This is a genomic window from Streptomyces sp. NPDC056628 (assembly GCF_042792555.1).
GTDB lineage: Bacteria > Actinomycetota > Actinomycetes > Streptomycetales > Streptomycetaceae > Streptomyces.
Genome location: NZ_JBHTWG010000022.1, coordinates 44,143 through 57,564, shown reverse-complemented (window position 1 = coordinate 57,564; position 13,422 = coordinate 44,143). Strand labels below are relative to the sequence as shown.

Genomic DNA, 13,422 nt, shown 5'->3' with positions numbered 1-13,422 from the left:
TGGCCGCCCCCGGCGGCGTCTGCCAGCACTTCGGCCCCGGGCGTGCCCGCCAATATTGGTCTCGACCACTGGCATGACCTGCGGTTGTCCGCGAAGACACCCTTCGCCTCCGCACCCCGGGGCGGGCGTCCCACGTCCCGGGGTACACCAGGACGGCGTACCCCGCGGACGTGGGACGCGGCCTCAGACGAGGTCCATGGCTGCGATCTGGTCGGGGCGGCCGTAGCCCACCGGGCCAGGGAAGCGGCGCCGCGCCGAGGTGAACCACCACAGCGTGGCCACACCCAGGACGGCGGCGAGGACGACCGGTGCGTAGTTGAACGAGGTCACGGTGACCGGCGCGACGTGCGGCAGCATGAACAGGACGCTGCTGAGCAGGATCCAGGTCACCGCCACCGTCCCGACCGGGCGGCCCCAGCGGCCCAGGTGCCAGGGGCCGGGCTCGAAGGCGTCGCCGAGCCGCAGCCGCAGCAGGATCGGGATGCCGTAGGCGAGGAAGAGCCCGACGACGTTGACGCTGACGACGGCGGTGAACGCGGTGGGCGACCACCAGCCGGGCAGGACCAGCACCACCGAGCAGCCGACCGCGAGCCACACCGCGTTGACCGGGGTGCGGGTGCGCGGGGACACCGAGTGCCACCACCGGGACCCCGGCATCGCCCCGTCCCGGGAGAAGGCGAAGATCTGCCGGGCGTTGCTGGTGAGGTTGGCCAGTCCGCACAACAGCATCGCGCCGATCACGATGAGCAGCAGCGCCTTCGCGGCGGCCGGGCCGACCCCGTCGATCAGGACGCGCACGGCGGGCGCGTCGGCGGCGGCCACCTGGTCGTAGTCCCGCACGCTGTAGACGAGGGCGCACATCAGGACGAGACCGGCCAGCGCCGAGGAGGCTATCGAACGGGTGATCCCTTTCGGTGCGTTGACGGTCGCCCGGACCGTCTCCTCCGACATGTGGAAGCTGCCGTCGAAGCCGGTGAAGGTCCAGCTGGTGACCAGCAGTCCGAGCATGCCGCCGTAAAGGCCGCTCGTGAAACCGGTGTTGTTCGCGACGTGCGTGACGAACGACGCCGGCTGATGCCGGTCGGGCACGGTGACGAGGGCGGTCACGATGACGGCCAGCCCGCACAGCAGCCACCACACGGAGATCCGGTTCAGCACGGCGACCAGCTGCACGGTGTAGGTGTGGGCGAGCCCCTGCGCCGTGATGATCAGGGCTGTGAGCAGCACCGTCCGATGGCCGGTCGGCTCGTAGCCGGGCCACTGCAGGACGATCAGGGCCTGCAGGAAGGTGGCGGCCGCGTACCCGGTGGCGGCCGTACCCCCGACCTGGCCGACGAAGTTGAGCCAGCCCGTGTACCAGGACCAGGCGCCCTTGTGCCGGCGGGCCAGTTTCCCCGCGGAGAAATACAGGGCCCCGCTCGTCGGATAGGCCGAGGCGACTTCCGCCATCGATGCCCCCACGAAGAGCACCACGACGGACACGCCGATCCAGCCGAAGACGAGAATTGCGGGGCCGCCCGCGTCCAGTCCGAATCCGAAACCGGCGAAGATGCCGGCGACCACATTGATGACGGTGAAGGATATGGCGAAATTGTCGAACGCCTGAAAACGACGTGTGAGTTTTCTCGGATAACCCATCGCGTGCAGGGTCGCGTCGTCGTCCAGCGCGATCGGATCCACTGCCCCGCGCGCCCGGGCACGCGAGGCCGGTATCCGTGAGGACACGGTACTGACCTTCCTCTCGGTGGGGGGTGGAGGCCGTCAGGCACCGGGGACGGGCAGACCGCAGGCGCGGCGCGCCCGGGACAGCTCGTCGGCCGGGTCGCCGAAGACGGCCCAGGGCATGCGCGAGGCGTACGGCCCCATGGCCGTGAACGCCGTACGCGCCTCCTCCGCACGCCGGGCCATGACCAGGGCGTGCGCGAGGTACGCGAGGTCGAGGACCGGAGTGAAGGCGTAGTCGGCCACCGTGGGCAGCCAGTCGCGGTGCAGGGCGACCGCCGCGGCGCGCCACTGCGGCTGCTCCCAGACGCGGTCGGCGAGCAGCCGGGTGGGGTCGTAGCACTCGACGAGGGCGACCAGGGGCAGCAGTCCCAGGGCCGAGCCGGCCGGGGCCCGCTGGCCGAGGAAGGCGGCCACGTCCCAGGCTGCGGTCACGGAGCCGCCGTGGCGGGGGAAGAAGCAGGCGAGGAATCGGTGGTGGGCCTCGCGGTGCCAGGAGTCCAGCGACAGGATGTGGGCGAACAGCCGCCAGGGCCCGGGTGGCGCGGTGAGCAGGCCCCTCGGCGCCGCGTCCCGCAGCCGGTGCAGCCGGGCCATCGCCAGCTTGGCCACCCAGGGCGTGGGGTCGGCGGGATCGGCCCTGGCGGCCCGTTCGCAGGCGGCCAGCGCGATCCGCTCCAGCGCCTCGGCCCGCGGGTCGTGCGCGTCGGCCGCGCGCAGGACCCGCACCACCGCGACCCGCGCCCACAGCAGCATCGCCTCCGGGCCGGGTTCCTCGGCCAGCCAGCGCTCCACGAGGTCGGAGTCGGCGGCCTCCGAGGCGAGCACGAGCGAGCGGTGGGCACGCAGCGCGAAGTCTCCCCGGGTGTGCGCCAAAGCCTCGCGGGCGCCCCGATATCGGCCGGCCCGCACCTCGACGCAAACGCGCGCGAGCACCCGGTCGTCGGCCGCCGGATGCCACACGTACTGCCCTGCGAATAACCCAGCGGCCATCGGTCCCAGCCCATCCCCCGTTGTGACACCTCGCCATCGCTCACCAGGCACCCTACTCAGCGTCGTCCACCTCCGGAACATCGATTTCACCGTGGTGGCCGGAGTTTTTCGACGGCAATGGAGAAAACATGGAGTAGTTCAAAGCGATACGTTTTCTCATCACGGTCCGGACTCGGTTCCGGCCGCCCACTAGAATGTGCCGACGCGTTGCGCCAGTACTCCCTCCGACTTCGGGAAGAACGATTCACGAGCTCGCCTCCCGGCTCCGCCGGCTGCCCCCGTCCTGCGGTCCGGTCCGCCTGATCGCCGTCGACGGGCACGCCGGTTCCGGAAAGTCCACGTTCGCCGCGGAGTTGGCGCGCTCCCTCGGCGACGCCCCGGTCCTGCATCTCGACGACATCGCCAGCCACGACGAGCTGTTCGACTGGACCGCGCGTCTGACCGCCCAGGTGATCGAGCCCTTCACCCGCGGCGGGACCGCCCGCTACACCCCCTACGACTGGCGGGCGCGCCGCTTCGGGCCCCCGGTCGCCCTGCCGCCCGAGCCGGTGGTCGTCGTGGAGGGGGTGGGCGCGGGCCGGCGCGCCCTGCGGCCGTATCTCGCCCGGCTGCTGTGGATGGAGCTGCCGGCCGAGGAGTCCTGGGCCCGCGGCCGGGCCCGCGACGGGGAGGAGCAGCGGGAGTTCTGGGACGGCTGGGTCACAGCGGAACGCGCTCACTTCGCCATGGACCCGTCCCGGCCCTTCGCCGACCTCCTGGTACGGCAGAAAGGGCAGGGGACGCCGGGATATCAGGTGATTCACGGGCCTGCTGCGACCGCCGGAGCGGACCACTCGGTCACCCACCGTGACGACCCGTCTGCAATGTGCTGAACTTGTGAAGACGCCTCCCGGGCGGCTTCCCAGGGTGCCCCAACTCGGCTTGACCCAAGGGCCGTACAGGTCTTACGTTCTCAATATGCGGTCATGAGAAACCGCTCTCCAGACGCGAAGCCCCCGATTGTTCCCCCGTGATCGGGGGCTTCGTTCTGCCCGGACGCCGTTTCCCGGGCGCCGAGAGGGGCGATCCGATCACCCTCGGTCACCGCCGCGCACGCCCCCGATGTGCTCCCACCTCCCCCGACGGCCTGTGCGGCACCCTGGGGCGCGCCACGCCGTCGCAGGTACGATGCCCTCGGTGCGACGTACGGACGGCTGCTCTGCGCACCGTGGCAACTCCGGTCCGCGGTACGGCGGTTCGAATACCGGCGGCCGGGGGCGAGCGGTCGGCCAACCGACGGGGGGCACGGTTTGTGGGGGACGTGATGGACTTCGGCACGCAGGGCCCCGAGGCCCCGGCCGACCTCGCCTGGCTGCGAGGTGTGGACGCCTACACGATGGGGGCGTATCCGCAGGCGGAGGAGGAGTTCCGCACCGCGGTGCGGATCGATCCGGGGATGGCCGACGGCTGGCTCGGCCTGCACGCGCTGCGCGTCGACACGACGACCGCGTTGCTGCGGATGTTCCGGCACCGGGAGCGCTTCGGGGAACAGCGCGCCCGGCACCGCCGTACGATCAACTCCTGGTACTGGCTCGGCTGGTGGGTGCAGCCGGTGCTGGAGAGCCCGCGCGATCTGCTGCTGGCCCACGCCTCGCACTGGCTGGACGGACGGCACGTCCCCGAGCTGGACCGCGCGCTCGCCGGGCTGCCGCCCGTGGACACCGACCACCAGGTCCGCTTCCTGCACGCCTGCCGGGCCTACCTGGTCAAGGACTGGGAGCAGCTCGTACGGCACACCGACCCACTGCTCGACGATCCGATGCTCGGCATCGAGGCCGGTCTGTTCGGCGGCATGGCACGGGTGCGCCTGGAGATGTACGGGCAGGCCGAACCCCTGCTGTCGGCCGCGCTGATGCGGTGCCGCAGCGAGCAGCCGCAGCGCAAGGAGCTGCGGTACTGGCTGGCCCGGGCGCACGAGGGCACCGGCCGCTCGGCGGCGGCACTCCCCCTGTACCGGGCGGTGCACCGCGTCGACCCGGCCTTCATGGACACCTCGGCCCGGCTCGCCGCCATCGCCGAGGGCGACGGGTACGACGACAACGCCGACCTGGCCGCGATCACGCTGGCCGGGTTCGGGCAGGACGTCGACGGCACCGACGGGCTCGACCCGCTGTTCGGCGTCGAGGGACGCGACCTGAAGCTGTCGGACCCCGAGCCGCCGGCCGGTCCCCTGCCGTCGGTGGCGGATCCGGCGGTGCGGGAGAAGGCGGCCGTGCCGTCGCAGCCGCTGCCCGCCGGGCCGACCGACCCCGCGTTGCTCGAGGAGGCGCTCGCCGAACTCGAGCGCATGGTGGGGCTGAAGCCCGTCAAACGCCAGGTCAAGGCGCTGTCCGCGCAACTGAACATGGCGCGGCTGCGGGCCGGGCAGGGCCTGCCGGTGCAGCCGCCCAAGCGGCACTTTGTCTTCTCCGGCCCGTCCGGCACCGGGAAGACCACGGTCGCCCGGATCCTGGGCCGGGTCTTCTACGCGCTCGGGCTGCTCGGCGGCGACCACCTCGTGGAGGCGCAGCGGGCCGACCTGGTCGGCGAGTACCTGGGCCAGACCGCCGTGAAGGCCAATGAGCTCATCGACTCCGCGCTCGGCGGCGTGCTGTTCGTGGACGAGGCGTACTCGCTGTCCAACACCGGCTACGGCAAGGGCGACGCCTACGGCGACGAGGCTCTCCAGGTGCTGCTGAAGCGGGCCGAGGACAACCGGGACCATCTGGTCGTGATCCTGGCCGGCTATCCCGAGGGCATGGACCGGCTGCTGGCCGCCAATCCCGGGCTGTCCTCCCGGTTCACCACCCGCGTCGACTTCCCCTCGTACCGCCCGCTGGAGCTCACCGCGATCGGCGAGGTGCTCGCCGCCGAGAACGGCGACCTGTGGGACGAGGAGGCGCTGGACGAGCTGCGGTCCATCGCCGGGCACGTGGTCGACCAGGGATGGATCGACGAACTCGGCAACGGCCGGTTCCTGCGGACGCTGTACGAGAAGAGCTGCGCCTACCGGGATCTGCGTCTGTCGGTCTACCCGGGTGCGCTGACCCGGGAGGAGCTGGCGACGCTGCGGCTGCCCGATCTGATGCAGGCCTACGGCGAGGTGCTGTCGGGGCGGGGGCCGCAGGACCCGTCGGCGCGCTGACGGGTCCCGCGGCGTGCGGCCGGCTCAGCCGGCCAGGGCTCCCTCCGGTTCGCCCGTGCTCAGCCGGGGACCGGTCACCCGTACCTCCGGCAGCTCCCGGTGGGCCGGGTCGCGGACCTCGCCTACCAGCAGCTCCAGCACGTCCTCCAGCGCGACCAGGCCGAGGACCCGGCCGGACGCGTCGGCCACCTGGGCCAGATGGGTGGCGGCCCGCCGCATGACGGTGAGGGCGTCGTCCAGGGCCAGTTCGGAGCGCAGGGTCGTCATCGGGCGCCACACGTGCTGCGGCACCGCCCGTTCGGACTCCTCCAGGTCCAGGACGTCCTTCACGTGCAGATAGCCCATGAAGGCGCCGTTCTCGGCCGCCACGGGGAACCGGGAGTAGCCGGTGCGGGCGGTGAGGGCGACGATCTGGCCGGGGGTGACCGAGGGGCTGACGGTGACCAGCGACTCGCGCCGGAGCAGGACGTCCGTCACCGGACGCGAGCCCAGCTCCAGGGCGTCCTCCAGGCGCTCCTGCTCCTCGGGGTCGAGCAGTCCGGCCTGGCCGGAGTCCTCCACGAGCCGGTTGAGCTGCTCGCTGGTGAACACCGCCTCGACCTCGTCCTTCGGTTCGACGCGGAACAGCCGCAGGACGGCCCGCGCGACCGCGCCGAGGGCGACGGTGATCGGCCGGCAGAAGCGGGCGAAGTACACCAGGCCGGGGCTCAGCCACAGCGCGGCCTTCTCCGGTGCCGCCATGGCCAGGTTCTTCGGCACCATCTCGCCGATGACCAGGTGGAAGAAGACGACCGCGGCGAGCGCGATGACATAGGTGAGCGGATGGATCACGCCGTCCGGCAGGTGCACCCACTCGAACACCGGCTCCAGCAGATGCGCCACCGTCGGCTCGGCGACCGCGCCGAGCGTCAGGGAGCAGACGGTGATGCCGAACTGGGCGGCTGCCATCATCTGCGGCAGATGCTCCAGCCCGTACAGCACCTGGCGGGCGCGGGCCGTGCCGAGCGGTTCGACCTGGCTGCGGCGGACCGAGACCAGGGCGAACTCGGCGCCCACGAAGAATCCGTTGGCGAGCACGAGCAGCGCGGCGAAGAGAAGTTGGAGCACGCTCATCGGGCGACCTCCACGACGGCCCCGGTGCGCACCAGCCGGACCCGTTCGGCCCGGTAGTGCCCGACCCGGCGCACGGACAGCCGCCAGCCGGGCAGCTCCGCCTTGTCGCCGACGGCCGGGATCCGTCCGAGCAGGTCGGCGACCAGGCCGGCGACGGTCTCGTACGGTCCCTCGGGCACGTCGAGACCTATGCGCTGGAGGATGTCGACCCGGCAGCTGCCGTCGGCGTCCCAGGCCGGCCGGCCGTCCTCGGGCGGGGCCGCGGCGAGTTCGGGCAGGTCCTGCCCGTCGTGCTCGTCCCGCACCTCGCCGACGATCTCCTCGACGATGTCCTCCAGCGTCACCACGCCGGCCGTGCCGCCGTACTCGTCGACGACGACGGCGATGGGCTGCTCGCTGCGCAGCCGGGCGAGGAGCGGCTGGACCGGCAGGGTCTCGGGGACCAGCAGGGCCGGCCTGGCGATCCGGCCGACGGGGGTGCGCAGCCGGTCACCCGAACGGACGGCGAGCGCGTCCTTCAGATGGACCATGCCGACGATCTCGTCGATCCGTTCCCGGTAGACCGGGAAGCGGGACAGGCCGGTGGCGCGGGTGAGGTTCACCACGTCCTCGGCCGTGGCCGACGACTGGAGCGCGCTGACCTTCACCCGCGGGGTCATCACGTGCTGCGCGGTCAGCTCACCGAGGGACAGGGTGCGGACGAAGAGGTCCGCGGTGTCCTGCTCCAGGGCGCCGGCCTGGGCGGAGTGGCGGGCCAGGGAGACCAGTTCGCCGGGGGTGCGGGCGGACGCCAGCTCCTCGGCGGGCTCGACGCCCATGGCCCGGACCAGACGGTTGGCGACGGAGTTCAGCGCGGCGATCACCGGGCGGAACAGCAGCGCGAAGACGTGCTGGGGTCCGGCGACGAAGCGCGCGACCTGCAGGGGCCGCGACACCGCCCAGTTCTTGGGCACGAGCTCGCCGATCACCATCTGCACGGCCGAGGCCAGCAGCATGCCGACGACCACGGCGACACCGGAGACCGCCCCCTCCGGGACGCCGATCGCGGTGAACGGACCGCGCAGCAGCTCGGCCAGGGCCGGTTCGGCGAGCATGCCGACGACCAGGGAGGTGATGGTGATGCCGAGCTGGGTGCCGGAGAGCTGGAAGGACAGTTCCCGCAGGGAGGCGACGACCCGGTGGGCCCGTCGGTCGCCCTCGGCGGCGGCCTTCTCGGCGTCCGTGGCCTCGACGGTGACCAGGCCGAATTCGGCGGCCACGAAGAAGCCGTTGGCGAGGATGAGGAGGAACGCGGCTGCCAGGAGCAGCAGGGGGGTACTCATGATGCCGCCGCCCCGATATGTCGGGAGCGGGCGGCGCAGGTACTACAGGACGATCCGTCCATCGCTGGAGGGAATCACTCCTCGGGTAGGAGGGGCCTTCGAAGGACCGGTCGGACCCACGAGAGGCGGAGGCGTCGTGGAAACGCCTCCGCCAACAGATTAATCAAGACCGGGGCACTTGCGGCAGGGCGAACGCCCCCGAGTGCGCCCTGACGGGTGGCGGGTCAGCCCTGACGGCCCTCGGGGTCCTGGACGGAACGGGCCTCGGCGAGGGCGCGCAGGGCGCGGGCGTCGGCGATGGCCTTGTCCTTGGCGATACCGGGCTGGATGCCGAGCGCGGGCAGGCTGGTGCCGTCGCTGAGGTCGAGGAACACCCAGGGGTCGCCGGGCCGCAGGTTCACCCGGACGATCTCGGCCCAGGCCAGCCGGCGCCGGGACGCGATGTTCACCACGGTGACGCCGGCCTCGTCGGCGACCACCCGGACGCGCGCCAGCTGGGCGAGCACGCCGAACATGAGGGCGCCGGTGAGGACGAAGCTGAGCCGCTCCCCCGGGCCGAGCTTGTCCAGCAGCAGCGCGACCGCCGTGATGACGACGAAGATCGCGAGGCCCGCGGCGAGCAGGATGGCGCGGGTGCGGCCCGGCCGGAAGGTGACGGGGAGGGTGGGCAGCTCGGACATGACGGGGCTCTCGGAGGACATCTCGGTGTGTCAGAGGCGGCAGGCGTGGATGGCCGTGGTCAGGATGGCGCGGGCGCCGATGTCGTACAGGTCGTCCATGATCCGCTGGGCCTCGCGGGCCGGGACCATGGCGCGGACGGCGACCCAGCCCTCGTTGTGCAGCGGCGAGACGGTCGGCGACTCCAGGCCGGGCGTGAGGGCGACGGCCTTCTCCAGCTGCTCGACGCGGCAGTCGTAGTCCATCATCACGTACGTCCGGGCGACCAGGACGCCCTGGAGGCGGCGCAGGAACTGCTGCACCTTGGGGTCCTCGGAGTCCGCGCCGGTCCGGCGGATGACGGCGGCCTCGGACTTCATGATCGGGTCGCCGACGACCTCCAGGCCGGCGTTGCGCAGCGAGGTGCCGGTCTCCACGACGTCCGCGATGACCTGGGCGACCCCGAGCTGGATGGCGGTCTCGACGGCGCCGTCGAGGTGCACGACGGAGGCGTCGACGCCGTGGTCGGCGAGGTACTTGGCGACGATGCCCTCGTAGGAGGTGGCGATCGTCTTGCCCTTGAGGGCCGCGAGGTCGCCGCCGACGGTGCCCGGCTTGGTGGCGAAGCGGAAGGTGGAGCGGGCGAAGCCGAGCGGCAGGATCTCCTCGGCGTCGGCGCCGGAGTCGATCAGCAGGTCGCGGCCGGTGATGCCGATGTCGAGCTGGCCCGAGGCGACGTAGATCGCGATGTCCCGGGGGCGGAGGTAGAAGAACTCGACGTCGTTCTCCGGGTCGACGATCCGCAGTTCCTTGGACTCGCGGCGCTGCTGGTAGCCGGCCTCATGCAGCATGTCCGCCGCAGGGCCGGAGAGTGAACCCTTGTTGGGGACGGCGATGCGCAGCATGAGGTCGGCTTCCTTCGTTCGCTCGGTGGTGTGGGGTGGTGGTGCTCAGAGGTGGGCGTAGACGTCGTCCAGGGAGATCCCGCGGGCGACCATCATCACCTGGACGTGGTAGAGCAGCTGCGAGATCTCCTCGGCGGCGGCTTCCTTGCCCTCGTACTCGGCGGCCATCCAGACCTCGGCGGCCTCCTCGACGACCTTCTTGCCGATGGCGTGGACGCCCTTCTCGACGAGTTCGGCGGTGCGGGAGGTGGCGGGATCGCCCTGGGCGGCCTTGTGCTGGAGCTCGGTGAAGAGCTCCTCGAACGTCTTCTTGGACATGGTGACGCTCAGCCTATGCCACATGTGCCGTTCGTCAGCGCCAGGGTTCGGATACTGAACGCAGGGTCGCCGCCGTCGCCACGGCCGCGGTCACCGCCTCGTGCCCCTTGTCCTCGCTGGAGCCCTCTATGCCGGCCCGGTCCAGGGCCTGCTCCTCGGTGTCGCAGGTCAGCACGCCGAACCCGACGGGGACGCCGGTGTCGACCGAGACCTGGGTGAGGCCCTGGGTCACGCCCTGGCACACGTACTCGAAGTGGGGGGTGCCGCCGCGGATGACGACACCCAGGGCCACGATCGCGTCGTAGCCACGGCCCGCGAGGACCTTGGCGACGACGGGGAGCTCCCAGCTGCCGGGGACCCTGAGCAGGGTCGGCTCGTCGATCCCCAGGTCGTGCAGGGCGCGCAGCGCGCCGTCGACCAGTCCGTCCATCACCTTCTCGTGCCACTGCGCCGCGATGACGGCGACCCGCAGGTCACCCACATTGCGTACGGACAGCTCCGGTGCGCCCTTGCCGCTCACGTTCTCGTGTCTCCTCGGTGTGGTTCTACTGGCTGGTGCAGGTGGACAGGGCGGACGGGGCCGGGACCGCGGGCTCCGGGTCCAGCCAGGGCAGTTCGTGCCCCATCCGGTCGCGCTTGGTGCGCAGGTACCGCAGGTTGTGCTCGCCCGCCTGGACGGGCATCGGCTCGCGCTCACTGACCTGGATGCCGTGGGCGAGCAGCGCGTCGGACTTGTCGGGGTTGTTGGTCAGCAGACGTACGCTGCGCACCCCGAGGTCGGCGAGGATGCGCGCGCCGGCGCCGTAGTCGCGGGCGTCGGCGGGCAGGCCGAGTTCGAGGTTGGCGTCGAGGGTGTCGCGGCCGCGCTCCTGGAGTTCGTAGGCGCGCAGCTTGGACATCAGGCCGATGCCCCGGCCCTCGTGGCCGCGCAGGTAGACGACGACGCCGCGGCCCTCGTCCTGGATGCGGTCCAGCGCGGCCGCCAACTGGGGTCCGCAGTCGCAGCGCTGGGAGCCGAAGACGTCACCGGTGAGGCATTCGGAGTGGACGCGGACCACGACGTCCTCGCCGTCGCCGATCTCGCCGTGGACGAGGGCGACGTGCTCGACGCCGTCGACGGTGGAGCGGTAGCCGTAGGCCGTGAACGTGCCGTGGGCGGTGGGGAGATGGACCTCGGCCTCGCGCCGGACGGTGGAGTCGGCGGCGAGCCGGCCCTCGTCGGGGGCGGCGGGCTCCACGGGCTTCGGGTGCTCGGCCTCGCGCCGGTGGGCGACGAGGTCGGCGATGGAGACGATCGTCAGGCCGTGCTTGCGGGCGAACGGGATCAGCTCGGGCAGCCGCAGCATCTCGCCGTCCTCCCCGGCGATCTCCACGATGGCGCCGGCCGGGCGCAGTCCGGCGAGCCGGGCGAGGTCGACGGCGGCCTCGGTGTGCCCGTTGCGGACGAGGACGCCGCCGGGCCGGGCGCGCAGCGGGAAGATGTGGCCGGGGCGGACGAGGTCCGTGGGCCGGGCCGTGCCGCTCGCCAGGAGCTGGAGGGTGGTGGACCGGTCGGAGGCCGAGATGCCGGTGGTCACGCCGTGCTCGGCGGAGGCGTCGACGGAGACGGTGAACGCCGTCTTCATCGACTCGGTGTTGTCCGCCACCATCTGCGGCAGTTCGAGCCGGTCGAGCTCCTCGGGCTCCATGGGCGCGCAGATCAGCCCGCGGCACTCGCTCATCATGAAGGCGACGATCTCGGGCGTCGCGTGTTCGGCGGCGACGACGAGGTCGCCCTCGTTCTCCCGGTCCTCGTCGTCGACGACCACGACGGGGCGGCCGGCCGCGATGTCGGCGACGGCCCGCTCGATCGGGTCGAGCCGCAGGTCCTCGGCGCTCTCGGCGCTGTACAGAATCGGTGCCGCGGTCATGCCGGCGCTCCTTCCAGGACGGGCCGCGCGTCGTTGCGGGAGCGCAGCCACCAGTCGCGCATGCCCCACAGGACGAGTGCGCCGTAGATGACGTAGACGAAGCCGGAGAAGGCGTAGCCGTTGGCGAAGTTGAGGGGGACGCCGACCAGGTCGACGAGGAGCCAGGCGAACCAGAACTCGACCATGCCGCGCGCCTGGGCGTACATCGCGACGACGGTGCCGACGAAGATGTAGGCGTCGGGCCAGGGGTCCCAGGACAGGGTCGGGTACGCCTTGAAGAGCAGCGCGACGCCTACGGTGCCGACGGCGGCCGCGCCGAGCATGGCCGCGCGCTCGCGCCAGGTGGCGAACCGTACGGCGATGTGGCCGTCCTCGCCGCGGCCCTTGCCGCGCTGCCACTGCCACCAGCCGTACAGGGCGACGACCATGACGACGGCCTGCTTGCCGGCACTGCCGGTGAGGTGCCCGAAGAAGGCGCCGAAGAGGATCAGTCCGGCGAGGAACTGCACGGGCCAGGTCCACAGGGAGCGCCGCCAGCCGAGGGCGAGGGCGGCCAGGCCGAAGAGGTTGCCGATCATGTCCGACCAGAGGATGTGCTGGCCGAACAGCGTGAACGCCTCGGAGTTCAGCGAGTTCACCGGGTGGCCGTCCCTTCGGAGGAGAGGCGGTCGCCCAGCATCCGCTCGACGTACTTGGCGATGACGTCGACCTCGAGGTTGACCGGGTCGCCGGGCTGCTTGTGGCCGAGCGTGGTCAGGTCGAGGGTGGTCGGGATGAGGCTGACGGTGAAGAAGTCGGGTCCGGCGTCGACGACGGTGAGGCTGATGCCGTCGACCGTGATGGAGCCCTTCTCCACGACGTAGCGGGAGAGGTCCGCGGGCAGGGAGATCTTCACGATCTCCCAGTGCTCGGAGGGCGTGCGCTCCAGGACCTGGCCGGTGCCGTCGACGTGTCCCTGGACGATGTGCCCGCCGAGGCGGTCGCCCACGGCGGTGGGCCGCTCCAGGTTGACGCGGGAACCCACGGTCAGGGCGCCCAGGCTGGAGCGCTTGAGCGTCTCGGCCATGACGTCGGCGGTGAACTCGCCGCCCTCGTGGTCGACGACCGTGAGGCAGACGCCGTTGACCGCGATGGAGTCGCCGTGCTTGGCGCCGACGGTGACGACGGGGCCGCGCAGTCGGAAGCGACAGGCGTCGCCGAGGGTCTCGACAGCCGTGACGTGGCCCAGCTCTTCGACGATTCCGGTGAACACTTCCCGGGTCCTCCTGCCTCATAGGGGCACGGACTCCGGGGCTGCCGATGACGACAGAATGTACGAG

General features: G+C 71.8%; 13 protein-coding genes. 2 read left to right on the top strand and 11 right to left on the bottom strand.

The window, feature by feature from the left end; genetic code table 11:
- Positions 1-183: 183 nt before the first annotated feature.
- Both ACFRAC_RS24300 and ACFRAC_RS24295 read right to left on the bottom strand, forming a co-directional pair.
- Positions 184-1,638: an amino acid permease gene (locus ACFRAC_RS24300; protein WP_382927442.1), complete on the bottom strand. Its 1,455-nt coding sequence runs from the start codon at positions 1,636-1,638 to the stop codon at positions 184-186.
- Positions 1,639-1,761: 123 nt separating this feature from the next.
- Complete coding sequence (locus tag ACFRAC_RS24295; RefSeq protein WP_382927330.1) at positions 1,762-2,715, bottom strand: hypothetical protein; 954 nt, start codon at positions 2,713-2,715, stop codon at positions 1,762-1,764.
- Positions 2,716-2,909: 194 nt separating this feature from the next.
- On the opposite strand from ACFRAC_RS24295, the gene ACFRAC_RS24290 reads away from it, so the two are divergent.
- Complete coding sequence (locus ACFRAC_RS24290; RefSeq protein ID WP_382927329.1) at positions 2,910-3,587, top strand: uridine kinase; 678 nt, start codon at positions 2,910-2,912, stop codon at positions 3,585-3,587.
- Between the two features lie 431 nt (positions 3,588-4,018).
- The gene (locus tag ACFRAC_RS24285) at positions 4,019-5,878 is read left to right on the top strand and encodes an AAA family ATPase (protein ID WP_382927326.1); all 1,860 of its coding nucleotides are present in this window, start codon (positions 4,019-4,021) and stop codon (positions 5,876-5,878) included.
- 24 nt (positions 5,879-5,902) lie between these two features.
- On the opposite strand, the gene ACFRAC_RS24280 is transcribed toward ACFRAC_RS24285, so the two are convergent.
- From ACFRAC_RS24280 to ACFRAC_RS24240, 9 genes are all read right to left on the bottom strand, one after another.
- Positions 5,903-6,991: a hemolysin family protein gene (locus tag ACFRAC_RS24280; RefSeq protein ID WP_382927323.1), complete on the bottom strand. Its 1,089-nt coding sequence runs from the start codon at positions 6,989-6,991 to the stop codon at positions 5,903-5,905.
- Positions 6,988-8,313: a hemolysin family protein gene (locus tag ACFRAC_RS24275; RefSeq protein ID WP_382927321.1), complete on the bottom strand. Its 1,326-nt coding sequence runs from the start codon at positions 8,311-8,313 to the stop codon at positions 6,988-6,990. The genes ACFRAC_RS24280 and ACFRAC_RS24275 overlap by 4 nt, the downstream gene beginning before the upstream one ends.
- Positions 8,314-8,537: 224 nt before the next feature.
- Positions 8,538-8,993 carry a PH domain-containing protein gene (locus tag ACFRAC_RS24270; RefSeq protein ID WP_382927317.1) on the bottom strand — a complete coding sequence of 152 codons (456 nt, stop codon included), beginning with the start codon at positions 8,991-8,993 and terminating at the stop codon, positions 8,538-8,540.
- A gap of 30 nt (positions 8,994-9,023) precedes the next feature.
- The gene (gene hisG / locus ACFRAC_RS24265) at positions 9,024-9,875 is read right to left on the bottom strand and encodes an ATP phosphoribosyltransferase (RefSeq protein ID WP_382927314.1); all 852 of its coding nucleotides are present in this window, start codon (positions 9,873-9,875) and stop codon (positions 9,024-9,026) included.
- Between the two features lie 45 nt (positions 9,876-9,920).
- Entirely contained in the window at positions 9,921-10,193 is a 273-nt protein-coding gene (locus ACFRAC_RS24260; protein WP_003988914.1) for a phosphoribosyl-ATP diphosphatase, read from the bottom strand.
- A gap of 34 nt (positions 10,194-10,227) precedes the next feature.
- Entirely contained in the window at positions 10,228-10,713 is a 486-nt protein-coding gene (ribH, locus tag ACFRAC_RS24255; protein ID WP_004002733.1) for a 6,7-dimethyl-8-ribityllumazine synthase, read from the bottom strand.
- A 25-nt stretch (positions 10,714-10,738) separates the two neighbouring features.
- Complete coding sequence (locus ACFRAC_RS24250) at positions 10,739-12,103, bottom strand: bifunctional 3,4-dihydroxy-2-butanone-4-phosphate synthase/GTP cyclohydrolase II (protein ID WP_382927310.1); 1,365 nt, start codon at positions 12,101-12,103, stop codon at positions 10,739-10,741.
- Positions 12,100-12,741, bottom strand: a complete 642-nt coding sequence (locus ACFRAC_RS24245; RefSeq protein WP_062674373.1) for a nicotinamide mononucleotide transporter family protein — start codon at positions 12,739-12,741, stop codon at positions 12,100-12,102. The genes ACFRAC_RS24250 and ACFRAC_RS24245 overlap by 4 nt, the downstream gene beginning before the upstream one ends.
- On the bottom strand, positions 12,738-13,355 hold the full coding sequence (locus ACFRAC_RS24240) for a riboflavin synthase (RefSeq protein ID WP_382927307.1): 618 nt from the start codon (positions 13,353-13,355) through the stop codon (positions 12,738-12,740). The genes ACFRAC_RS24245 and ACFRAC_RS24240 overlap by 4 nt, the downstream gene beginning before the upstream one ends.
- Between the last annotated feature and the right edge of the window lie 67 nt (positions 13,356-13,422).

What these genes read in the sequence shown, in the direction of transcription:
- ACFRAC_RS24270 (WP_382927317.1), bottom strand. Translation starts at nt 8,993, where the DNA reads ATGTCCGAGCTGCCCACCCTCCCCGTCACCTTCCGGCCGGGCCGCACC.
- ACFRAC_RS24250 (WP_382927310.1), bottom strand. Translation starts at nt 12,103, where the DNA reads ATGACCGCGGCACCGATTCTGTACAGCGCCGAGAGCGCCGAGGACCTG.
- ACFRAC_RS24290 (WP_382927329.1), top strand. Translation starts at nt 2,910, where the DNA reads ATGTGCCGACGCGTTGCGCCAGTACTCCCTCCGACTTCGGGAAGAACG.
- ACFRAC_RS24295 (WP_382927330.1), bottom strand. Translation starts at nt 2,715, where the DNA reads ATGGCCGCTGGGTTATTCGCAGGGCAGTACGTGTGGCATCCGGCGGCC.
- ACFRAC_RS24280 (WP_382927323.1), bottom strand. Translation starts at nt 6,991, where the DNA reads ATGAGCGTGCTCCAACTTCTCTTCGCCGCGCTGCTCGTGCTCGCCAAC.
- ACFRAC_RS24260 (WP_003988914.1), bottom strand. Translation starts at nt 10,193, where the DNA reads ATGTCCAAGAAGACGTTCGAGGAGCTCTTCACCGAGCTCCAGCACAAG.
- ACFRAC_RS24275 (WP_382927321.1), bottom strand. Translation starts at nt 8,313, where the DNA reads ATGAGTACCCCCCTGCTGCTCCTGGCAGCCGCGTTCCTCCTCATCCTC.
- ACFRAC_RS24285 (WP_382927326.1), top strand. Translation starts at nt 4,019, where the DNA reads ATGGACTTCGGCACGCAGGGCCCCGAGGCCCCGGCCGACCTCGCCTGG.
- hisG (WP_382927314.1), bottom strand. Translation starts at nt 9,875, where the DNA reads ATGCTGCGCATCGCCGTCCCCAACAAGGGTTCACTCTCCGGCCCTGCG.
- ACFRAC_RS24300 (WP_382927442.1), bottom strand. Translation starts at nt 1,638, where the DNA reads ATGGGTTATCCGAGAAAACTCACACGTCGTTTTCAGGCGTTCGACAAT.